Raw genomic sequence first — 20,669 nt, 5'->3', positions numbered from 1 at the left:
GAGCGCGCTGGTTCCACCGGTGCTTGCTGCCTGCCACCCCGGAGCGTAAACCTCGGGTATCGACCTCGGCAGGAAGTCCCATGTACCCGCTCATTTCCCACGTCGACAGCGACACCTCACTGCCCGACAGCGCCGATGTGGTGATCATCGGTGGCGGCATTGTCGGTGTGTGCACCGCGTTCTTCCTGGCCGAACGGGGCGTGTCGGTGGTGCTGGTGGAAAAGAGTGGCATCGCCCATGAGCAGTCGTCGCGCAACTGGGGCTGGGTGCGCACCATGGGTCGCGATGTGGCCGAGGTGCCGTTGGCTATCGCCAGTCTCAAGCTGTGGGACGGTTGGGCGGCGAAGTTGCAGCACGACACCGGCTTCACCCGCTCCGGCATTCTCTATGCCTGCGAATCCGCCGCAGAGCTGGCGGCCAAGGTGACCTGGCTGGATCAGGCGAAACCGCTGGGCATCGAGGCACAGCTGCTCGACAGTGCGCAGATTCAAGCCCGCTTGCAGGCCAAGGTGCCGTCCTCTTGGACCGGTGCGCTCTTCACTGAAAGTGACGGTCGCGCCGAGCCGGACATCGCCACCGCGGCCATCGCCGAAGGCGCCCGAGTACGCGGCGCGAAGCTGTTCGTGCGCTGCGCCGCGCGCAGTGTCGAAACCTCGGGCGGCAAGATCAGCTCCGTGGTTACCGAGCTGGGCGAAATCAGATGCAACAGCGTGGTGCTGGCGGCCGGTGCCTGGTCGAGCCTGTTCTGCGGCAACCTGGGTATCCGCCTGCCGCAGCTGCGGGTGCTGGGGTCGGTGATGCGCACCGCACCTTTGCCAGGCGGCCCGGAGTGCGCGGTGGCGACCGAGAAGGTCTCGTTCAGAAAGCGTGCCGATGGCGGCTATACCGTGGCTCTGCGCAACGCCAACGTCGCGGCGCTGGTACCGGACAGCTTTCGCTACCTGCCCGATTTTCTGCCCATGGTCAGGGCTCACCACCCTGAATACCGCCTGCGCGTGACCCGCCAGAGCTGGCAGGAGCTCAACACGCCCCGGCGTTGGAGCAATGCCCAGGCTTCACCGTTCGAGACACAGCGCCTGTATGACCCCAAGCCGGTGGATGCCTACCTCGACCAGGCTTTGAGCATGCTTGCCGAGCAGTTTCCGATCTTCGCCCAGGCCCGGATCGAGCAGCGCTGGGCCGGCTTGATCGATGTCACGCCCGATATCGTGCCGGTGATGGACCAGGTGCAGAGCCTGCCCGGTTTCTACCTGGCCACGGGCTTCTCCGGGCACGGTTTCGGTATCGGGCCGGGCGCTGGGCATTTGATGGCGGACCTGATTACCGGCAGCGCGCCTTTAGTCGATCCCGCGCCGTTTCGTTTCGCTCGGTTCGCCCGATGACACGCTCATATTCAAGCCCCGAGCCGTTGCGCGATGCGGTCCGCTTCCTGGCGCATGGCTTGCACCAGCCGCTGCTGATAAAGCGGGGTCATGCGCACACTCGGCAGGGCGCAGCTCAGCGCGCCCACGGGGGCCGCGTCGGCGTCCAGGATCGGCACCGCCACGCCGGTGTGCAGCGGCAGCACGCGATCGGCCAGGCCACAGGCGTAACCCTGTTGGCGCACCTGCTTGAAGGTGGAGCGCAGGGCGCTGTCGCTGATGGCGTATTCGCGCAGCAGGCGCGGTGCGTTGTGTTCCAGAATCTGCGCGCGTGCCGCAGTGGGCAGGTGGCTGAGCAATGCCAGCGAGCCCTGGCCGACGCCGCTGAGCACGCGCGCGCCCACGCAATCGGCAAAGCTCTGGGTAGGGTTGGCTCCTTCGTGCAGTTCCAGGCACAAGGCGTAGTAGCCATCCTGAACGAACAGAAAGAAGCTGTCCTGGAAGGTTTCGCACAGGCGCAGCAGGGCTGGGCGGGCGAGCTCGCGCACGCCGCCGGTGTTGCCGGCCTGGGCACCCAGGCTGAGCAACTGGTAACCCAGGAAGTAAGGCCCGCGCAGCCGTGGCAGGCGCACGAAGCCGTAGGATTTCATCGCCTTGAGCAGCCGATACAGGGTCGCGCGGCTAAGCTGGGTATCGGCGCTGAGTTCTTCGATAGTCGCGCCCGGCGCGCCGTGTGCGGCAATCGCCTGAAGAATGTCGAAGGAGCGGTCCAGCGTTTGCGTGCCCTGGGTCGTGCAGCGCGGCAGACGAGCTGGGGATGAGTCGGTTTGGGGCATGTGTGGCTCTCCCTGGAAACGACAATGGCCGAACCCGCACCGAGCACAAGGCTGGGTCTGGCAGGCACGGCAAGTGCAGTGCAATATCCGGGCCCTCACGGCCCTTCTCACCACGATCCATAGGGATGACAGCAACCGATGCCTGGACCTCGCGTAGTACCTGTACAGGGCGATGAACACCTGCCGGACCGAGTCGATGTGGTGGTGATCGGCGGCGGCATCGTCGGTGCATCCACCGCCTTGGAGCTGGCCGAACGCGGCCTGAAAGTGGCCTTGTGCGAAAAAGGCGGCATTGGCCACGAACAGTCGAGCCGCAACTGGGGCTGGGTGCGTATCTCGCGCCGTGATCCGCGCGAGCTGCCGTTGATGGCCCATGCGCTGAACATCTGGAACGACCTGGCCGCGCGCATCGGCAAGGACGTCGGCTACACCCGCGCCGGCATTCTCTTCACCTGCGCGGATGATCAAAGCTACGCCGAACACGAGCGCTGGAAGGCCAACCTGGACGAGTACCCGGTGCGTGCGCGGATGGTCTCGGGCACCGACCTGGCCGGCTTGCTGCCCGGTGTCGCGCGGCTACCGATCAAGGGCGCGCTGTACACCCCCGACGACGGTCGTGCCGAGCCGCAGCAGGCGGCCCCGGCGATTGCCGAAGCGGCCCGGGCCAGGGGCGCGGTGATCCTCACCGAATGCGCGGTGCGCGGCATCGAGCGTGCGGCGGGCCGGGTCAGTGGCGTCATCACCGAGCGTGGCCCGATCGCCTGCACGTCCGTGGTGCTGGCCGGCGGCGCCTGGTCGAGCCTGTTCTGCTCGCCATTGAAGGTGCACCTGCCCCAGCTCAAGGTACTCAATTCAGTGATCCGCACCACGCCGCTGCAGGGTGGTCCGGAAGCAGCCATCTGGGCGATGGATTTTGCCGTGCGCAAGCGTCAGGACGGTGGCTACACGGTTGCCTCTGGCCACGAGAACATTGCTGACATCGTACCCGACTCCTTTCGCTACGCGCGGCCGTTCTGGCCTGCTCTGCAGCAGGAACACAAGTCCCTGTCGTTTCGCCTGGGCCAGCGTTTCTTCCAGGAAGCGGTGCTGCCCAAGCGTTGGGCGCTGGACGAAGCCAGCCCCTTCGAATACCGCCGCGTGCTCGACCCGGTGCCGTCGATCCGCCAATCCAACCGCGCCCTGGCCAGCCTCACCCGCGCCTTTCCGGTGTTCGCCAACGTACGGATCGCGCAGCGCTGGGGCGGCATGATCGATGTCACGCCCGATGCCGTGCCGGTGATCTCGGCCGTGGAGGGCGTACCTGGCTTTTTCATCGCCACCGGATTCTCCGGTCATGGCTTCGGCATCGGCCCGGCGGCCGGGCGGCTGATGGCCAACCTGGTCACCGGCGAAACCCCGATCGTCGACCCGCAAGCGTTCCGTCTCTCGCGCTTCACCGACGGCTCCAACCCACGGCCCATTTCCGGATTCTAGAGCCACCCGTTCACCCGACAATACCCTTCAGAAGCTCGTCCGAACGAGCCCGGGTCCAGCGTCCCTGACGCTTTCCAGCGCCTGCCACCTGCCCTTTCTTCCTCACAGTGGGAGCTTCAGCATGTCGCAACGCGATGACTCGGATAAAAGCAACGCTCTGTTGAACCCAACCCGCCGCCAGGCGCTGGCCATGGCCATCATCGGTGCTGCGGGGACTCTGCTGCCGTTGGGCCGCAGCAGCCAATCGTTCGCGGCCATGGCCGCGCCGCCGTCCGGGCAGGTGATCATCGGCCTGTCCCAGGAGCCCACGGTGTTCAACCCGCACATGCCGCACATCGAGGTGGATGACGGCATCCACTGGAACGTGTTCGACCCGCTGTTCGGCATTGCGCCCACGGGCGAATTCGTCCCGGCCCTGGCCACTGAAGTGCCAACCGTGGCCAATGGCGGCATCTCCGCCGACGGCCTGCAGTGGAAGATCAAACTGCGCAGCGACGCCAAATGGCACGACGGTCGGCCTTTCACCGCCGATGACGTGAAATACACCCTGGAACTGATCGTCTCGCCGAATTTCCGCAGCGGCCGCCGCGCGGGGCATGACCTGCTGCGCGACATCACCGTGGTGTCGCCCACCGAAATCCACTGGCGCATGGAGAAGTCCTACGCGCCCTACGCGTCGATTCTGTCGTCCACGTTCATGCTGCCCAAGCACATCCTCTCGGCTGCCGCCGACGTCAACACCGCGCCGTTCAACAATGCGCCGATCGGCACCGGCCCATTCAAGTGGGGCACGCGGGTGGCGGGCGACCATATCCAGCTCAAGGCCAACCCGGACTATTACGGCACCAAACCGCAGCTTGAAAGCGTGATCTTCAAGTACATCCCCGACCTCACCGTGCTCTACACCCAGTTCAAGACCGGCGACATCGACGTCACCGCGATGCAGGGCATCACCCCCGACCATTACGAGGAAGCCAAGGACCTGGCCGGGCGCACCGTGGTGATCCTGCCGGTGGCCACCATCGAGTCGGTAACGCTGAACATGGAGCGCCCGCAGTTCAAGGACCCCGTCGTGCGCCAGGCGCTGTACATGGCCATCGACAAGAAGACCATCATCGACGAGCTGTATTTCGGCCTGGTGCTGCCCACCGAAACCTACATGCCGCAGCAGTCGGCCTACTACAACCCCAACCTGCCCAAGCAAAGCTTCAACATCGAAGCGGCCAGCAAACTGCTCGATGACGCGGGCTGGAAACCCGGTGCCGGCGGCATTCGCGAGAAGGGCGGGGTGCGCCTGTCGTTCACCAACTCCACCACCGCTGGCAACCAGATCCGTGAACAGGCACAGCAGTTCATCCAGCAGACCTGGCTGGCCATCGGCGTGGAAATGAAAATCTCCAACCTGCCGCCCGCCGTGATGTGGGGCGAGTACTGGGTGCAGTCCAAATTCGACTCGGTGATCGTCGGCAACAACTTCCTCACCGGGGCCGACCCCGACACCCGCGACTACTTCGGTTCACAGTCGACCAATGCCAAGGGTGGCGCCGGGCAGAACAACTCGCAGTACGTCAACGCCAAGGTCGATGAACTGCTGGCCCAGGGCGCCTCCATGCAGGATGTAGCCCAGCGCAAGGCGGTGTACGTGCAGGTGCAGGACCTCATCCGCCAGGACCTGCCCATTCTGCCGCTGTTCCAGTACACCTACGTGCGCGGCTACAAGTCGGGCCTCAAGGGCTTCACCGGCAACATCAACCTGCGCATCGAGCCCTGGAACGTCAACACCTGGTCCTGGACCTGAATGCACGCCCACGCCTGGCCGCACGGCCGGGCGTCGTTCGTACCGCAGAGGATCTGACGCATGCCCAACTACATTCTCAACCGCCTGGGGCAGAGCGCCGTGGTGCTGGTGCTGGTTTCGCTGATCGGCTTCATGGTGCTCAACCTGGCCCCCGGCGGGCCCATGTCGCAATTCGCCCTCAACCCCGGCATGAGCCAGGCCGAGCTGGACCGCATCGCCGAGCAACTGGGCCTGAAGCGGCCGCTGCTGGTGCAGTACATCGACTGGTTCAGCCACCTGTTCGTCGGCGACTGGGGCCACTCGTTTCGCGACGGCCGCCCGGTGCTCAGCGTGATTGCCGGACACCTGCCCGCGACGTTGCTGCTGATGGGCACCTCGACCGTGCTGTCGATCGTCATCGGCACCTGGGTTGGCGTGCTTGGCGCGGTGCGTCGCTATTCGGTGTTCGACACCCTGGCCACGGTAGGTGCGATGGTGGCGCTGTCGATTCCCACCTTCTGGTTCGGCCTGGTGGCGATCTTCTTTTTCTCCCTGCACCTGGGTTGGCTGCCGGCCGGCAACATGTACACCATCGGTGACCAATCCGTGGGTGACTACGCCATTCATCTGGTGCTGCCGGTGCTGGTGCTGGCCTTGGTCAACGTGGCGATCTGGAGCCGCTACATGCGCTCCGCCACCCTGGACGTGATCGATCAGGATTTCGTCCGCACCGCCCGCGCCAAGGGCGTGCCCTATCGCCGGGTGCTCACCCACCATGTCATCCGCAATGCGCTGCTGCCGATGATCACCCTGGCCGGGCTGCAGATCCCGACCATTCTCGGTGGCGCGCTGGTCACCGAAACGGTGTTCACCTGGCCTGGCATGGGCCGGCTGTTCCTCGACAGCCTGGGCTACAGCGACTACCCGGTGATCATGGGCATCCTGATGTTTTCGGCGGTGCTGGTGCTGTTGGGCAACCTGCTTGCCGACCTGTTGATAGGCGTCGCCGACCCCCGCGTGCGGCTGGCCTGAAGGAGTACTGCCGATGACCACTGCCACTCGCTACCTGCCCGCTTCGCCCCGTTGGGCGTGGCTGGCCAACCCGACGTTGCGCCGTTTCATGCGCCACAAACTGGCCGTGCTCGGCGTGGTGATGATCACCGTGCTGGTGCTGGCCTGCGTGTTCGGCCCCTATCTGCTGCACTACAACGACCTGACCATCGACATCCGCAACCGCTTCGCGCCACCGCTCACGGGCAATCACTACCTGGGCACCGACGCCCTGGGCCGCGACACCGCCGCGCGCCTGCTCAACGCGGGACGCATCTCGCTGATGGTGGGTTTCTGCGCCATGCTCATCAGCATCGTCATCGGCACCCTGATCGGCGTCATCGCCGGTTACTACCGCGGCTGGGTGGGCGCCGGCCTGATGCGCTTCGTCGATGCCTTCCTGTCCTTTCCCAGCGTGTTTCTGGTGCTGGTGCTGGCAGCGTTCACCAAGCCCAGCCCGATGATGATCACCCTGATCATCGCCGTGACCAGCTGGATGGAAATCTCGCGCATCGTCGAGGCTGAAATCCGTTCGCTGCGCGAGCGCGACTTCACCTTGGCCGCACGCATGATCGGCGCCAGCAACCGCTGGATCATGTTCCGCGAACTGATGCCCAACGCCATCGGCCCGATCATCGTCGCGGCCACCCTGACCATCGCCAACGCCATTCTGTTGGAGGCGTACATCAGCTTCCTCGGCTACGGCATCCAGCCACCGTTGCCCAGCTGGGGCAACATGCTCAACGCCGCCCAGCAGTACCTGGGCAAGGCGCCCTGGCTGGCGATCATTCCCGGGCTGGCCATCACTCTCGCGGTGACCAGCTTCAACTTCATCGGCGACGGCCTGCGCGACGCGCTGGACGGCAGGAGCGACCTGAAATGAACGCAGATGAAAAGATTGCCGTGGCGCACCTCAACGTCGCCTTCCGCAAGGGGGCCGGCTACGTCCCTGTGGTGCACGACATCAACTTCACCATCGGCGCCGGCGAAACCCTCGCCTTGGTGGGTGAGAGCGGTTCAGGCAAGAGTGTCACCAGCCTGGCCATCATGAAACTGCTCGCCGAGGCGCCGAAAACCCGTATCGACGGCAGCGCCATCGTCGCCGACCACCACGGCAAACCCATCGACCTGGTAGCCATGGGCGAGCAGCAGATGCGCCACGTGCGCGGCAATCGGGTGGCGATGATTTTCCAGGAACCGCTCACCTCGCTGAACCCGGTGCACCGCGTGGGCGACCAGATCGCCGAGGCGATCCGCTTCCACCAATCGCTGAGCAAGGCCGACGCCCGTGCTCGTGCGCTGGCACTGCTGGAGCAGGTCGGCATTCCCGAGCCGGTCAAGCGCCTGGACTGTTACCCGCACGAGCTGTCCGGCGGCATGCGCCAGCGGGTGATGATCGCCATCGCCCTGGCCATGGAGCCGGACGTGCTGATCGCCGACGAGCCCACCACGGCGCTGGACGTCACCGTGCAGGCGCAGATTCTCGACCTGCTGCGCAGCCTGCAGAAGAAGAGCGGCATGGCCATCCTGTTCATCACCCACAACTTCGGCGTTGTGGCGGAAATCGCCGACCGGGTCATGGTGATGTACGCCGGGCGTATCGTCGAACAGGGCAGCGTCAGCCAGGTGCTGTCCTCACCGCGCATGCCCTACACCCGCGGCCTGCTGGCCGCCGTGCCGCGCTTCGAACAGGCCGGGCTGGCGCAGGGTGAACTGGGCACCATCGCCGGCTTCGTCCCCGACCCCAGCTCGCCGCCCAGCGGCTGCGCGTTCCACCCGCGCTGCGCCTACAGCATCGCCGGCCGCTGCGACAGCCAGGCGCCCGATCTCGAAGAAATCGAACTGGGCCATGACCTGCGCTGCGTGCGCTGGCGCGAACTGCCCGTCGAACACGGAGGTGCACGATGAAAGAACGTCCCCTGATCGACGTCGTCGGCCTGAAAAAACACTTCCCCGTGCGCAAGACGTTTCTCGCCAGCCGCCGCGACCGCGACGACAACCTGGTGCGCGCGGTGGATGGCGTCGACCTGAGTATCGCCCGTGGCGAAGTGCTGGGCCTGGTGGGCGAAAGCGGCTCGGGCAAGAGCACCCTGGGCCGCAGCCTGATGATGCTCGACCCGCCCACCGACGGACACATCGTCTTCGACAACACCGAGATCACGCCCTTCAACGACCGCCAGCTCAAACCCTATCGCAAGCGCATGCAGATGATCTTCCAGGACCCCTACGGCTCCCTCAACCCGCGCATGAGCGTCGGCGAAATCCTCGCCATGCCCCTGCGTTTCCACAACCCTGAACTCGATGCCGCCGGGCGCCGCGAAAAGGCCGGGCAGGCCCTGGAAACCGTCGGCCTCGCGGCGCAGTACCTGGACCGCTACCCCCACGAATTCTCCGGCGGCCAACGCCAGCGCATCGGCATCGCCCGTGCCCTGACCCTGGAGCCCGAATTCATCATGGCCGACGAGCCGGTGTCAGCTCTCGACGTATCGGTCCAGGCCCAGGTGCTGAACCTGTTCGCGCGCATCCGCCGACAGATGAGCCTGACCATGCTGTTCGTCACCCACGACCTGGCCGTGGTCGGCCACATCGCCGACCGCGTCGCCGTGATGTACCTGGGCCGCATCGTCGAAATCGCGCCCACGCGAGAATTGTTCAGCAACCCGCGCCATCCGTACACGGAAGCACTGATGTCGGCGATCCCCATGCCCGAACCGGGGCAGCGGCGACAGCGGATCGTGCTACAAGGGGATATCCCGAGCCCTATTTCACCGCCTTCGGGATGTGCGTTTCGCACCCGCTGCCCTTACGTGCTGCCCGCCTGCGCACAGGATCGGCCACTGTTGAGGGAGGTGGGGGTGGCGCATGGGGTGGCGTGTATTCGGGATGATTTGGAGTTGGTTTCGCCGCTCACCGATCACGCCAGCCCGAGCGCCTCGACGACATCGCTGGCCAGCACCACCTCGGCGTACTCGCTGCCGAGTATCGCCAATGTCAGATCATGAACGGTCCCCGCATCCCATACGGTCCCATCCGCCCCCGTCACGGGTACCGCGGTAGTGGCGTCCGAGGGAAGGGTGATGCTGTAACCCAACGCCTTTCCTGCGCGAACGGTGGCATCCATGCTGTTGTGGATAACCACGCCCGTCAGCACGAAACGCTTCACCTGCATGGCCTTGAGCAAGGTATCCAACTCGGTACCAATGAACGCACAGTTCTGCTGTTTGGTGATCACCGGTTCGCCGTCTAGTGGGGCGACTTCCCGCTTGATGCCATTCCACGGCCCGTGAGTGTGGTACGTCGATGTGGGCGTTGGTTCATCGTGCTTCACGTGCATCACCGGCCAACCATTCGTACGCCAAAGCTGCAGCAGCCGCTGAATGGTTTCCAGGTAGCCAGGGTTGCTTTTGCCATTCCACTTCGGCTGGTCGATGGCGTCTTGCACGTCGAGGATGATGAGAGGGATGGGGTTGGGCTGGTCGCTCATGGAAGGCCGTTTTATCGGAAAAGAATGGGGTCAGTGTGCGGTAAGGGGCAGGTGGCTTCAATGGGCGGTGGGAAATGTGGGGGCGTGGCAGGCGTATCTGAAACAGCTATGATCTTCAGCGCCGCAGGCCTGTGCACGCGCGAGTGATCCTCGGGGTGTGGATCCCGTGCGCCGCATCATTTCCATGAGGAAAGCCAATGAGCGAGAACAAGACCGCTACCGACATCGACTGGATCGATCCTGATGATGCTCCGGAGCTGACCGACGCCTTTTTCGAGCGTGCCGACGAGTACGTAGGTACTCGAGTGATCCGCCGTGGCCGGCCCAAGGCTGGCATTGTGCGTGAGCGTATTTCGATCCGTATCGAACTTGCCGTGCTCGCTGAGTTCCGAGCCTCCGGGCCCGGTTGGCAAACGCGCATGAATGCGGCGTTGGCGGACTGGCTCAAGACCCATGACCCTTCGGATGTGCAGAGTTAACGGCGGGTTTTCGTAGTGGACGTCGTGGCCATGTCTAGCTTCTTACGGATGAGCTTGTAGTTCTGCTGCTCCGTTCAGGACGCCTTTCCCGGCTCTACCGGAACAGACAACCGCTCAAACAGCGGCCTCATCACCTGCCCCGGAGAGGGGATGGGATTGGCCAACGGCTGATCATGTGCGCTGTTCTCCTGCGTCCTGACGCCGATCACGATGCTGTGGTCAGGCTGCTCCTGTGCATAGGCCGTGTAACCGTTATCCAACGGGTGGATTCTTTCGCCGGGTCGTACACCGGGGTAATTCGGAGCAGGGTGAAAATCGGCGATCACGGCAGTCGTTCTGATCGCCGACAGCACCCAAGGCTGATAACTGTCAGTGAAGAACGAATAGCACGCAACCAGCACCATGCCAGCTGCAATAGCGCCTCCGGAGTGGAACAACGCCATAGCCGGATTGAACTGAGGAGAGTAATTAACGCCGAAGATTTTCAGGAATGACGCACCCATCTGAATAGCCGCAAAAACAACCACCGCAATACCTGTGACTGCAAGCAGCAGCAGTCCACCAAGGAACAGCAAAAAAGCCACCACCGCCATCCACGCCGGTATATAGAACAGCAACGCCAGCAGGCCGACCGTCAAATCAAAAGACTGCGGCGGCAAGCCCAATGCTTCGGAAACAGCAAAGCGCGACAACCCGGTTGCGACCAGCAGTGCCAACAAGTGCAACAGAACGATAGGCGTCTTGTACAACGGCTTATGCCATTTCTTACGCATCCAGCGGGCCACTGGCAGACACCACATGATGAAGCCCGCAATCATGAAGCCAGCAGCAATCATGCTGGTTACATCCAAAGCGGCCGTGCCCCAGCTTCTGGACAGTAACAAACCCAAGAAGACTAGAACTATCGAAACCATATAAAGCCGATGTGCCATTGAAGTGGCCGCGTACTTGTCCTTCAACCATTGCATATCAGTACCTGAAACCTTACCCGGGGGATCGATGACGATTGAGTCACAGGACATGGCCAGCTGTTGGCCACCCTGTCCGATGCGGCCTGAGGGTGTTTTTCCTACCAAGCCAGCAAAAGGGGGGCAATCCTAACAGGGCTGTTTTCCAAGAGAAGGGCGGGGCAATAACTCGAAACTGAAATGGTGTGACGTGGTAGTTAGCCAAGCATTACGCGCATACAACGCACTGCAGTGCATCGACGCGCTGGGCGTGGACCAGGAGTTGCTCCTGCATCATCCACGCCCATAAACATCACCCGTTAGAAATCCACCGTCCCGGAAAACTTCACCAGCCGTGGCTCACCCTGGGTCAGGTAGCCGCCGTTGGCCGAGGCCCAGTAGTTCTTGTCGGTGATGTTCTCCACGTTCATGCGCAGGGTGACCGCCTTGCGCTCGACCTTGAAGGTGTAACGCGCGCCCGCGTCGAAGCGGTTCCAGGTGGGCAGGCTCAGAGTGTTCGCCTGGTCGGCATACTGCCCGCCGGTGCGCAGGGCACGGGCGTTGAGTGCCAGGCCGTTCAGCCCCGGTACATCCCAGTCCACCGTTGCATTGAGCTGGAACGTCGGCACGCCGATGGCGTGGTTGCCGTCGTTCAAGCCGCCCGCTGTGTCCTCAAGTTCAGACTGCAGGCGCGTACCGCCGGCCATCAAGCGCAAGCCTTCCACCGGCTCGCCGAACACACTCAACTCGACCCCACGGTTGACCTGCTTGCCATCGCGTACATACACATTGACGGTGCCGCCACCGGGCGCTGCAAAGCTCTGCGTGAAACCATCGGTTGGCCGCTCGATGCGAAACGCCGCCAGCGTGGCACCCCATGATTGCTTGTCCAGCTTGATCCCGGCTTCCACCTGCTTGGTGCGCCCCGGCGGAAACGCCTCACCCACGTTGACGACCTGACCCGACGCCGTTGGCCCCGCCGACAACCCCTCGATACGGTTGGCAAACAGCGACACCGACTCTACTGGCTTGTAGACGATGCCATACACCGGCGTGGTGATCGCCTCGTCGTACATGGAAGTGCGCGAGCCGCCGACACCTGTGGTCGACTCATAGGCATAGTTCTGCACCAGCAACTGCTGGCGCCGCAGCCCGGCCGTCACCAGTACCTTGTCGTCGAAGAAACCCAAAGTATCCGACACCGCCAGGCTGCGGTTGCGCGTCTTGCCGGTGATGCCTGGGTCGCTCATGTCCCCGGCTGCGAAGCTCACTGCAGTCGGCTTCGCCAGGGAGGCGGTGTTGTAGATATTGGTGGTACCCGTGGACTGATAGAACTCATAGGCATTGCGCTGCTCGGTCCAGATGCTCGACGCGCCCAGGCTGATCTGATGGCTGACCGGCCCGGTCTGCAAGTTGCCGTTGATCCCGGTCATGAACGTGGCGTTGTCTTCGTCGTGCGGAATCTTCGATCCGCCGATGGTCGCCGCGCCCGTGTTCGAATTCGTCAGTACCGGCGTGCCGTACACACCGTTCTCACGCGTGTGCTTCGCGCCACCCGCCACGTAGGCCGTCCAGTCCTCGTTGAGGTCCCACTCGCCACGCAACATGCCGAAGGTGTCCTCGGTCTGGCTGTAGGTCCAATCCTGGCCATAGTTATGGTTGGCATCCGGCGCCCGCGGAATGCTCGTGATCGTGCCCAGGCGCACCGAGTTGCGCAGGCTGTTGATGCGCTGCTTCTGATAACCAAAATCGCCAGACAGGCGGAAGTTGTCACCCCGATAATCCAGCCCCAGCGTAAACAGCTTGGTGCGCTGCGACTCGTCGTCGATCGCCGTATCACCCTCGCGCTGCGCCAGGTTCACCCGCGCACCGAAACGGTTGTCCTCGCCGAACCGCTGACCCAGGTCCAGGTGCTCGCCCACGCGGCCATCGGTACTGATGTCCTGCGTGTAACGCCGGATAGGCTCATCACCCGCCCGCTTGGGCACCAGGTTCACACTGCCGCCCAGCCCGGTCCCCGTCGGGCTTACGCCATTGATGAACGCGTTCGGCCCCTTGAACACCTCGACCCGCTCCACCGCATCGGTGGAAATGATCTGCCGCGGCAACACCCCATACAACCCGTTGTAGGAAATGTCATCACTGGACAGCGGCAAACCACGAATCACGAACACCTGTGCCTGGTTGCCGAAACCGAACGACTGACGCACCGACGGATCATTGAGCAACACATCGCCCACGTCCTCCGCCTGCTGATCTTCGATCAGCTTCGAGGTGTAGCTGGTCAGCGTGAACGGCACATCCATGTTGTCCTGGTTGCCCAGCACACCCATCTGCCCACCGCGTGCGACTTGACCACCGGCAAACACATCAGGTGAAGCGCCCTTGGTGGTTTTGTTGGTTTGCGCGTCGATCGACGTGGCATCGAGCACGAGAGCGTCCGCCGCGTGGGCGCCGATGCTCACAGAGCAGCACACCGCCAGAAGAGTAGGGCGAGAAGGAAAACGAAGGACCATGGAAGGATTTCCGACGAAGATAGAAGTTAAGGGGCGCCTTCCTGGCAGGTGCGAATGAATCTCAGTCGAATATCCTAGCAAGAGTTTCACAAAGCGTTAACGATTTTTTAAGGGATTTTTCACACGGCACTATGACGGTGCAGAGCAGGAGCAACGTCTAAAGAATGGCAAAGGGTTACCGATAGTTAGTTCAGTGATGGTGTTTCTACCTTTGTCTGGGAAATGGAATTCAAATGAGCCTTCAAGACGACCTGCTCGACGAGCCCATAGCGCCGCGACCACGTGTTCAGCAACGTGTACATCCGGGGTGGTGGTGTTGGCTGTTGGTGCCAGTGGTGGCAGTGGGGATGAACTGGTCGCGGATTGCGGCGTATCTGGAGCCGGCGCGCACGGCTCCGATGCCTCAACCGGTTGAGCGGTTGGAACGGCCCGTTGTTGAACCTGCGCCTGTATCTGCTCCCGTTGTGCGAGCAGTGGCTCCAGCTGCGCCAAAAAGCCTGCAGGAGTGCATGGGCGCGGACAATGCGATTAGTGATCAGACGTTGCGCTGTCGGTATGGCGATGCGCCTCGGCCAGCGCGGGAGGAACGAGCCGTGCAGGGGATGGTGTCGGCGCAGTATCTGGCGGAGTACAAGGCGGGGCAGGGTACTCAGCCGGTTCGGCGCGCTGGTAGCAGCAGTAGCTCTGAGTCGCACCAAATACTCGGTTGGGACAGGAAGAATTCATACACCGCTTCATGGAGTGTCAGCGATAACCGGGTGGATTACGGTAGCGTGTGCAGCGGTTACCGGACTGGATCGATTGAATACCGCGAGTGCAGGAAAGGCGCGAAGCAGTGGTTCAAAGAGCAGTGCCGTTCAGAGCGGAATCCGGCACTGCGGGAGCGGTATTGTTCGGCGGGTTCGGGGTTTAGTCCGATGGGGTAGGACCCTTCTTTGCAAGCAGTGTCACGAGCATAAATACAAAGAGGCTTGTGGGTCGTGAAGGAGACTTGCCTGAACTCCCCCAAGCATTGCCGCTCTATCCACAATCACTCACACTTCCAGCCCTATCCCCTTGGACGTCCCCCATGCCAGTTGCCTCCCCCAATACACTGGCTCCTGTCCCGCCCATGATCGGCGGCGGAGAAATGGGGGACCTGGTGCGCGACACGGATTGGTCCAGCACCGCATTGGGCGATTACCGCTCATGGCCTGCATCCCTGCGCACTTCGTTGTCGCTGGTATTGAACACCAAAGGCATCGCAGCCCTTTACTGGGGGCCCCAGCAATGGCTGCTCTACAACGACGCCTACGGCCTGGCACTTGGCGATCGGCATCCCGCCGCGTTCGGTCGCCCGATGCCGGAGGTGCTCACCGATATCGCCCCGGTGCTTAGCCCCCAAGTGGCACAGGTGCTCGCCACAGGCGATGGTTTCTCCATAGAGAACCTGTCGATGATGATGCAGCGTCATGGCCAACAGGAGGAGACCGTATGGACATACAGCTTCTCGCCTGTGCAGGGCGAAAGCGGCGGCTATGAAGGCGTTCTGTTGCTGGCCTCTGAAATGACTCAGCAAGTGCTCGCCGATCGCAAACGGGACCGCGCCGAGCACGAACGGGCCCAGGCTCTCCTGCGCCTGAGTGAGCTCAACGCCGGGCTTGAAGAAGAAGTCTCCCGCCGTACCGCTGACCGTAACCGACTCTGGCTGCTGTCGGCGGACATCATGCTGCGCTGCACTTTCGACGGCGTCATCACTGCGGTCAACCCCGCCTGGACCGACCTGCTGGGATGGCAGGAATCCGAGTTGATCGGCCTGTCGCTTTTCGAACTGATCCACCCCGACGACCTGGCGCACACCCAGCAGGGCGCCAGTCTGTCCGCTGATGGCCATGCCTACGCCCGGTTCGACGACCGCTACCGCCACAAGAACGGCAGCTACCGCTGGATATCCTGGTCGACCCAGCCAGACGAGCAGCAGATCAACGCCGTGGGCCGCGACTTCACCGCCGAGCGGGAGAGCGCCAACGCCCTGGCCGCCGCCGAGGAGGCCCTGCGTCAATCGCAGAAGCTGGAAGCCATCGGCCAACTCACCGGTGGCGTCGCCCACGACTTCAACAACCTACTGACCGTGATCAAGTCGTCGACTGACCTGCTCAAACGGCCTGATCTCTCCAACGAGCGACGGGCGCGCTATGTCTCAGCCATCGCCGACACCGTCGAACGAGCCGCCAAAGTTAACTCGCAACTGCTTGCCTTCGCCCGTCGTCAGGCATTGCAACCAACGGTGTTCGCACCTGCCGAGAACCTGCGGGCCCTGGCCAGTATGATCAAGACGCTGGTGGGCGCCGAAGTGGAGCTGGTGATGAAGATCCCCGAACATAGCCACTTCGTGATCGCCGACCCCTCTCAGTTCGACATGGCAATCGTCAACATGGCCGTCAACGCGCGTGACGCCATGGTCGGCCAGGGGCGCCTCATCATCCGAGTGGGCCCAGCTAGCCGGGGGGCCGAGTCTGGCGAACAGCCTCAAGTGGTGATTTCGATGACCGATACCGGCAGCGGCATCGCGCCGCTGCACCTTGGCAGGATATTCGAGCCCTTTTTCACCACCAAAGGCGTGGGGCAGGGCACGGGTCTGGGCCTGTCGCAAGTGTTTGGGTTCGCCAAGCAATCGGGTGGCGAGATCACCGTGGACAGTGAAGTCGATCAAGGCACCACATTCACACTCTACCTGCCCCAGGCATCCGAGCCGCGCGAGCCACGGAGTGTCGAGGCGACCCATGAATTGGTACACGGACACGGCACCAGTGTATTAATCGTCGAAGACAACCCTCAGGTGGGCGCCTTTGCGATGCAATCACTGTCGGATTTGGGCTACCAGCCAGTCCTTGCCATCAATGGACAGGAAGCATTGACCGAGCTGGCCCGAGACGCCAGCCGATTCAAAGTGGTGTTATCCGATGTGGTAATGCCGGGGATGACGGGTATCGAGCTGGCCCATGAGATTCGACGACGATACGAAGGATTACCTGTAGTGCTGACATCGGGATACAGCCATGTGCTGGCAGAGAAGGGAACTGATGGATTCGAGTTGTTGCATAAACCGTATTCAGTGGAGCAGTTATCGCGCCTGTTGTGTGGGGCGGTGTGTGCACATCGCTCGAAGGTGACCTGAGCTAGCATCGCCTTCCAAAAATCACTCCAGCTCAATCCCGGCACTCGCCACCTTCACCGCCAGGCTCGCAAAGAATATACACCCGATCAAACGGGCAAAAATCTCCAGCGTTTCGCACACATCCGGATCTTCAAACAGCACAGGCCGCGAATCGATCGCGCAAAGCGCTCCGTACAACCGGCCATCAGGCAGGAAAATAGGCACGCCTACATAGCTGTCCAGATCATAGGTCTTGACGATCAGTCGTGAGGCGAAGCTCTGGTAATGGCTCACTCTCGGGATCAGCAACGGCGCAGGATCCCGCTGAAACTCGCTGCAGATCGTGTCTTCCAGCGGAAAAGCCTCACCTGCAGCAATTCCCAGGTCAGCTGAGTCGTGCACAGAGCAGATCACCAACTCAGCGTCGCCAAATTTGGTGATCGCGGCGAAACGCATGTTGGTGAGCCGGGTCACCAGACGCAGGATGTTGGTGGTGGCTTCGATTTCAGCAATGGCTGCGCGTTCTTCCTGGGAAAGGAGGCTGGGAGGGTAGTCGAGTGCCATGGGGTACCTCGTCGTTTTGGGGAGTTTGCGGCCTGTGATTGAGGTTCTGCAAGGGGGGAGATGGAGCGATGTTGTGACATAGGCGCTATGCAGCCAAAACCGAGCATTCAGGTACAAAAAAGCCGTTGTGCGCTACGCAAGGTGCCTGGTTTGTGAAGCTTGTTTGGGCCGGGGGGATTTGAACCCCCGTCCGGCTCTGGTAAGGTGCGGTTCTGAAAGCTGAAGCTGCCATTTTCCTGTCATTTATTGCCTTTGTGCTACTTGAAGATCGCCTTCGTAACGGCTCGCACGCTGCGGTGCGTACCTGCGACAAGGCTTCAAGCTGTACATTGTGGTGTGTGTCAGGTATAAGCCACTGGGGCTAGGCATGTGCCTTTTTTGCTTTTAGACCGGTATGGAGACGGGCCACAATGTCGGATAGTGATGATAAACCAGTAAGTAAGAATGTCACTACAGTTTTTCCTGCTGGTTTTAGATTAGGGAAAAGTGGCGATAACCTTGTTTTAGAATTTCTAGATGACCGAGAATCTCATCTGGATGTAACCTTTTCAGGGGCGCTGACGCCTGAAATACTAATTGATTTAACTCAGAAATTTCAAAATTTTTTGAATGAACTCGATGAAAAGTAGTACTTTCCTGTCTAAAGTTATTTCCCGGAATTTGCTAGATTCGGGGGTTAGCAATTATCGCCAGCTGGATATGTCAGTCTCTGCGGCTCCGCGCCAAAAGTTTCCGATTTGGATCGAGGTGGATGAAAAACAGGTTACGGCAAAAAGTTATTATACCATTGAGTCCTATAAACGCCCTTCGTCTACGTGTGAATCGGGAATTTGGGACTCTTGGAATAAATTGATGCTCGATATGCTTCAAAAGCATGCTGGCCTATTTGAGTCCCGTGTTTATAGGGCATCAGATCTTCGAGATTTGTTTGATGACATCCCTTCCAATTATGTGCTTCGGTCTCGACTTCACTTAATAGAGTGTGAGCTAGAGTCCGACGACGACGCTGCGCCTATAAATGTAAAATCACTATTTTGTATGCTGAGATTTCTCCCGCTTTTAGAAGAGAAGCACCACGAACTAGCATTTTACCTGGATGACGATAGCGGGCAGCTAGGAGTTTCTTTGGTAGGGCACCTAAAAGGTGGGGCAAAGAAGACCCTTGATCTCGTTTTTAAAGATGATGGAGAAATTTTCTTCACATTTATGGAGGGTGGTGAGGGCTTTTCAAGAATCTCAGGAAACTCTTACCTCACAGATTATTTAGTCAATTCTTATAAATTTAGGAAATTGATAAATATTTTCGATTATTAAATGGGTGATTTATGTTTTACCTCGACATGGAGTCAGCACTGCCATCTACTCGTGAAGCGCAGCAGCCAAGTAGTAATGCTTATGCTATCTGGAGATATCTATCTCATTACAGATACAAAGTGCAGGCCGGGGTACCTACTGCCAAACCTTCCGCGTTCAGCATTAGGCGAGAGCCCGATGGCACTCCTAGAGAGCCTAGCGCTTCCCTTTTCGAGTTAAGTGGTCGGAGCACGTGTAGCGAACAGAATGCTGTTTGCCTGATGGAGCTTCTTATTACGACAAAAAACTTTAACAACGTTGATGATCGGGATGCATCTGGTTCCTTAAAGTTATCTGACGTTAACGAGCTGGTCAAGGATCCTCGAGCTTTTAGTTTGCTCCAAACTCCAAACCAGAAAGCCGGACCGCTAATTCATTGGGATCTAACTTATGAGGCTGATGATAGAACGGATGCTATGCGCCTCGCTAAAAGTTCGTTGGCACACATTTGTAAGGTTTATGTGGCTGGGGGTACGGCTGCTAAAAATTTAGGGCTTAGGGCTCCCCTCCAAATCAGTCACGCTAAGTAAGTTCAGTGGAGAGTCAAATCGAACTGCTCCTAATTAGAATGTCTACTTTAAGTTCTCGCTGTTTTGGTATCTTCTATACGCGCAAACGCTAGTTCGGCTTTTGTGCCCGCGGTACTGTCTGCGGAAGGCATCCAATGGCCATAGACCCTGGCAATCATCGTCCAATCGGTATGCCCCATCTGCTTCGCCACCCACATCGGGTGCTCACCAGCAGACAGCATCATCGATGCATAGGTATGCCTCGTTTGATATGGCCGTCGGTATCGAACGCCTGACTTCTTCATCGCCGGCATCCACATGGTCTTCCGGATCGGCTGATCACCAGCCCAACGCTCGAGCGTACGAGGATTCTGAAAAATCTCCCGGTCGGCTAGGAACGTGTGAGCTTTTTGGGCTTTAAGCGCCTCCAGCGCGGGACGTAGCAGCTTGACGCTGCGTCGACCGGCAGAGGTCTTCGTCATTTCCGCGACACCGCCTGCGGCTTGGGTCATTGCCTTGCTGATAACTACCTCACCTCGAATCCAGTCGACGTCTCCCCAGTCGAGCGCAACCAGTTCGCTTGTACGCAGGCCCGACCACAAAGCGAACTGCACCAGGTTCCGGGCCTGACCATTGAGCGCGCTCAGGATTGCAGCCTGTTCATCCGCGCTGAATGGGTCCACGTCATCGTCCTTCGGCGGCGCCTCCTTGCGGGAATACGTCCAGCCGGCCAGCGGGTTGACCTCTAGCAGCTCCTCGTCGCATGCGTCGTTAAGGGCCGAACGCAGGCAGCTTTGGATATTGCTCAGCGTCTTGTTGCTTACCAGGAGGCTATCTAGCCAGTCACGCACGATCTTGCGCTTCAGGTCGACCAGTAGGTGATCGCCTAGGGCCGGAACAAGCCGAAGCTCGACCATTTTCCTGTAGCCTTCGAAGGTACTGCTTGCGATGTGTTTCTTCTTCGCATCGAGCCACCTGGTCAGAAATCCATTGACCGTTTCTCTGCTCGCCTCTGGCGCGAATTTCGCAGCCCTGGGCGAGCCCGGGAAGGTAACCGAGTAGTCGAAGTGTCCGATCGATATCGCGTGCTCGATCGCCGCTTTGTGCTGCTCGGCCTTCTTCAGATTAGTGGCGGTGGGCTTGAGCGTGATGCGCTCACGGCACCTGACGCCCCGATACATGAA

Annotated in this window: 17 protein-coding genes; 11 read left to right on the top strand and 6 right to left on the bottom strand. The window is 60.8% G+C overall.

Annotated features, from left to right (window positions below; genetic code table 11):
* Positions 1–80 precede the first annotated feature (80 nt).
* Positions 81–1,382 carry an NAD(P)/FAD-dependent oxidoreductase gene (locus tag H7993_RS20315; RefSeq protein WP_185795458.1) on the top strand — a complete coding sequence of 434 codons (1,302 nt, stop codon included), beginning with the start codon at positions 81–83 and terminating at the stop codon, positions 1,380–1,382.
* Positions 1,383–1,393: 11 nt separating this feature from the next.
* On the opposite strand, the gene H7993_RS20310 is transcribed toward H7993_RS20315, so the two are convergent.
* Entirely contained in the window at positions 1,394–2,197 is an 804-nt protein-coding gene (locus tag H7993_RS20310; RefSeq protein WP_185795457.1) for an IclR family transcriptional regulator, read from the bottom strand.
* 138 nt (positions 2,198–2,335) lie between these two features.
* Between H7993_RS20310 and H7993_RS20305 the strand changes: the two genes are divergently transcribed.
* The 6 genes from H7993_RS20305 (at position 2,336) to H7993_RS20280 (ending at position 9,499) form a co-directional block, all read left to right on the top strand.
* Positions 2,336–3,670 carry an NAD(P)/FAD-dependent oxidoreductase gene (locus tag H7993_RS20305; RefSeq protein ID WP_185795456.1) on the top strand — a complete coding sequence of 445 codons (1,335 nt, stop codon included), beginning with the start codon at positions 2,336–2,338 and terminating at the stop codon, positions 3,668–3,670.
* 121 nt (positions 3,671–3,791) lie between these two features.
* Positions 3,792–5,468, top strand: a complete 1,677-nt coding sequence (locus tag H7993_RS20300) for a peptide ABC transporter substrate-binding protein (protein ID WP_122480236.1) — start codon at positions 3,792–3,794, stop codon at positions 5,466–5,468.
* A gap of 60 nt (positions 5,469–5,528) precedes the next feature.
* Positions 5,529–6,479, top strand: coding sequence for an ABC transporter permease (locus tag H7993_RS20295; protein WP_185795455.1), 951 nt, complete (start codon positions 5,529–5,531; stop codon positions 6,477–6,479).
* 13 nt (positions 6,480–6,492) lie between these two features.
* Entirely contained in the window at positions 6,493–7,380 is an 888-nt protein-coding gene (locus H7993_RS20290; RefSeq protein ID WP_122714788.1) for an ABC transporter permease, read from the top strand.
* Positions 7,377–8,405: an ABC transporter ATP-binding protein gene (locus tag H7993_RS20285; protein WP_185795454.1), complete on the top strand. Its 1,029-nt coding sequence runs from the start codon at positions 7,377–7,379 to the stop codon at positions 8,403–8,405. The genes H7993_RS20290 and H7993_RS20285 overlap by 4 nt, the downstream gene beginning before the upstream one ends.
* Complete coding sequence (locus H7993_RS20280) at positions 8,402–9,499, top strand: ABC transporter ATP-binding protein (protein ID WP_185795453.1); 1,098 nt, start codon at positions 8,402–8,404, stop codon at positions 9,497–9,499. Before H7993_RS20285 ends, H7993_RS20280 begins: the two co-directional genes overlap by 4 nt.
* On the opposite strand, the gene H7993_RS20275 is transcribed toward H7993_RS20280, so the two are convergent.
* Complete coding sequence (locus tag H7993_RS20275; RefSeq protein WP_185795452.1) at positions 9,412–9,981, bottom strand: isochorismatase family protein; 570 nt, start codon at positions 9,979–9,981, stop codon at positions 9,412–9,414. The two genes, H7993_RS20280 and H7993_RS20275, sit on opposite strands and share 88 nt — an antisense overlap.
* Before the next feature lie 197 nt (positions 9,982–10,178).
* Here H7993_RS20275 and H7993_RS20270 point away from each other — a divergent pair, with 197 nt between their 5' ends.
* On the top strand, positions 10,179–10,460 hold the full coding sequence (locus tag H7993_RS20270; protein ID WP_185795451.1) for a BrnA antitoxin family protein: 282 nt from the start codon (positions 10,179–10,181) through the stop codon (positions 10,458–10,460).
* A 74-nt stretch (positions 10,461–10,534) separates the two neighbouring features.
* Here H7993_RS20270 and H7993_RS20265 read toward each other — a convergent pair whose 3' ends face one another.
* Together H7993_RS20265 and H7993_RS20260 are read right to left on the bottom strand one after the other, a co-directional pair.
* Positions 10,535–11,428, bottom strand: coding sequence for a hypothetical protein (locus H7993_RS20265; protein WP_185795450.1), 894 nt, complete (start codon positions 11,426–11,428; stop codon positions 10,535–10,537).
* 299 nt (positions 11,429–11,727) lie between these two features.
* Positions 11,728–13,923, bottom strand: coding sequence for a TonB-dependent receptor (locus H7993_RS20260; protein ID WP_185795449.1), 2,196 nt, complete (start codon positions 13,921–13,923; stop codon positions 11,728–11,730).
* Between the two features lie 1,069 nt (positions 13,924–14,992).
* Between H7993_RS20260 and H7993_RS20255 the strand changes: the two genes are divergently transcribed.
* Positions 14,993–17,080, top strand: coding sequence for an ATP-binding protein (locus H7993_RS20255; protein ID WP_185795448.1), 2,088 nt, complete (start codon positions 14,993–14,995; stop codon positions 17,078–17,080).
* 21 nt (positions 17,081–17,101) lie between these two features.
* Here the strand turns inward: H7993_RS20255 and H7993_RS20250 are convergent, their stop codons facing one another.
* A complete protein-coding gene (locus H7993_RS20250; protein ID WP_185795447.1) occupies positions 17,102–17,623 on the bottom strand; it encodes a GAF domain-containing protein in 522 nt (173 codons plus the stop codon).
* A 410-nt stretch (positions 17,624–18,033) separates the two neighbouring features.
* Between H7993_RS20250 and H7993_RS20245 the strand changes: the two genes are divergently transcribed.
* Positions 18,034–18,252 carry a hypothetical protein gene (locus tag H7993_RS20245; protein ID WP_185795446.1) on the top strand — a complete coding sequence of 73 codons (219 nt, stop codon included), beginning with the start codon at positions 18,034–18,036 and terminating at the stop codon, positions 18,250–18,252.
* Positions 18,242–18,937 carry a hypothetical protein gene (locus H7993_RS20240; RefSeq protein ID WP_185795445.1) on the top strand — a complete coding sequence of 232 codons (696 nt, stop codon included), beginning with the start codon at positions 18,242–18,244 and terminating at the stop codon, positions 18,935–18,937. Before H7993_RS20245 ends, H7993_RS20240 begins: the two co-directional genes overlap by 11 nt.
* A gap of 616 nt (positions 18,938–19,553) precedes the next feature.
* Here H7993_RS20240 and H7993_RS20235 read toward each other — a convergent pair.
* The coding region (locus H7993_RS20235) for an Arm DNA-binding domain-containing protein (RefSeq protein ID WP_244647104.1) at positions 19,554–20,669 on the bottom strand (1,116 nt) is incomplete at its 5' end.

Origin of the sequence: Pseudomonas baltica (assembly GCF_014235765.1) — a bacterium.
GTDB lineage: Bacteria > Pseudomonadota > Gammaproteobacteria > Pseudomonadales > Pseudomonadaceae > Aquipseudomonas > Aquipseudomonas baltica.
Note: the sequence above shows the minus strand (reverse complement) of the source record. Positions and strands in the feature narration are given on the sequence as shown.

Coding starts and splice junctions, on each gene's coding strand:
- H7993_RS20315 (WP_185795458.1), top strand. CDS start 81: ATGTACCCGCTCATTTCCCACGTCGACAGCGACACCTCACTGCCCGAC.
- H7993_RS20310 (WP_185795457.1), bottom strand. CDS start 2,197: ATGCCCCAAACCGACTCATCCCCAGCTCGTCTGCCGCGCTGCACGACC.
- H7993_RS20305 (WP_185795456.1), top strand. CDS start 2,336: ATGCCTGGACCTCGCGTAGTACCTGTACAGGGCGATGAACACCTGCCG.
- H7993_RS20300 (WP_122480236.1), top strand. CDS start 3,792: ATGTCGCAACGCGATGACTCGGATAAAAGCAACGCTCTGTTGAACCCA.
- H7993_RS20295 (WP_185795455.1), top strand. CDS start 5,529: ATGCCCAACTACATTCTCAACCGCCTGGGGCAGAGCGCCGTGGTGCTG.
- H7993_RS20290 (WP_122714788.1), top strand. CDS start 6,493: ATGACCACTGCCACTCGCTACCTGCCCGCTTCGCCCCGTTGGGCGTGG.
- H7993_RS20285 (WP_185795454.1), top strand. CDS start 7,377: ATGAACGCAGATGAAAAGATTGCCGTGGCGCACCTCAACGTCGCCTTC.
- H7993_RS20280 (WP_185795453.1), top strand. CDS start 8,402: ATGAAAGAACGTCCCCTGATCGACGTCGTCGGCCTGAAAAAACACTTC.
- H7993_RS20275 (WP_185795452.1), bottom strand. CDS start 9,981: ATGAGCGACCAGCCCAACCCCATCCCTCTCATCATCCTCGACGTGCAA.
- H7993_RS20270 (WP_185795451.1), top strand. CDS start 10,179: ATGAGCGAGAACAAGACCGCTACCGACATCGACTGGATCGATCCTGAT.
- H7993_RS20265 (WP_185795450.1), bottom strand. CDS start 11,428: ATGCAATGGTTGAAGGACAAGTACGCGGCCACTTCAATGGCACATCGG.
- H7993_RS20260 (WP_185795449.1), bottom strand. CDS start 13,923: ATGGTCCTTCGTTTTCCTTCTCGCCCTACTCTTCTGGCGGTGTGCTGC.
- H7993_RS20255 (WP_185795448.1), top strand. CDS start 14,993: ATGCCAGTTGCCTCCCCCAATACACTGGCTCCTGTCCCGCCCATGATC.
- H7993_RS20250 (WP_185795447.1), bottom strand. CDS start 17,623: ATGGCACTCGACTACCCTCCCAGCCTCCTTTCCCAGGAAGAACGCGCA.
- H7993_RS20245 (WP_185795446.1), top strand. CDS start 18,034: ATGTCGGATAGTGATGATAAACCAGTAAGTAAGAATGTCACTACAGTT.
- H7993_RS20240 (WP_185795445.1), top strand. CDS start 18,242: ATGAAAAGTAGTACTTTCCTGTCTAAAGTTATTTCCCGGAATTTGCTA.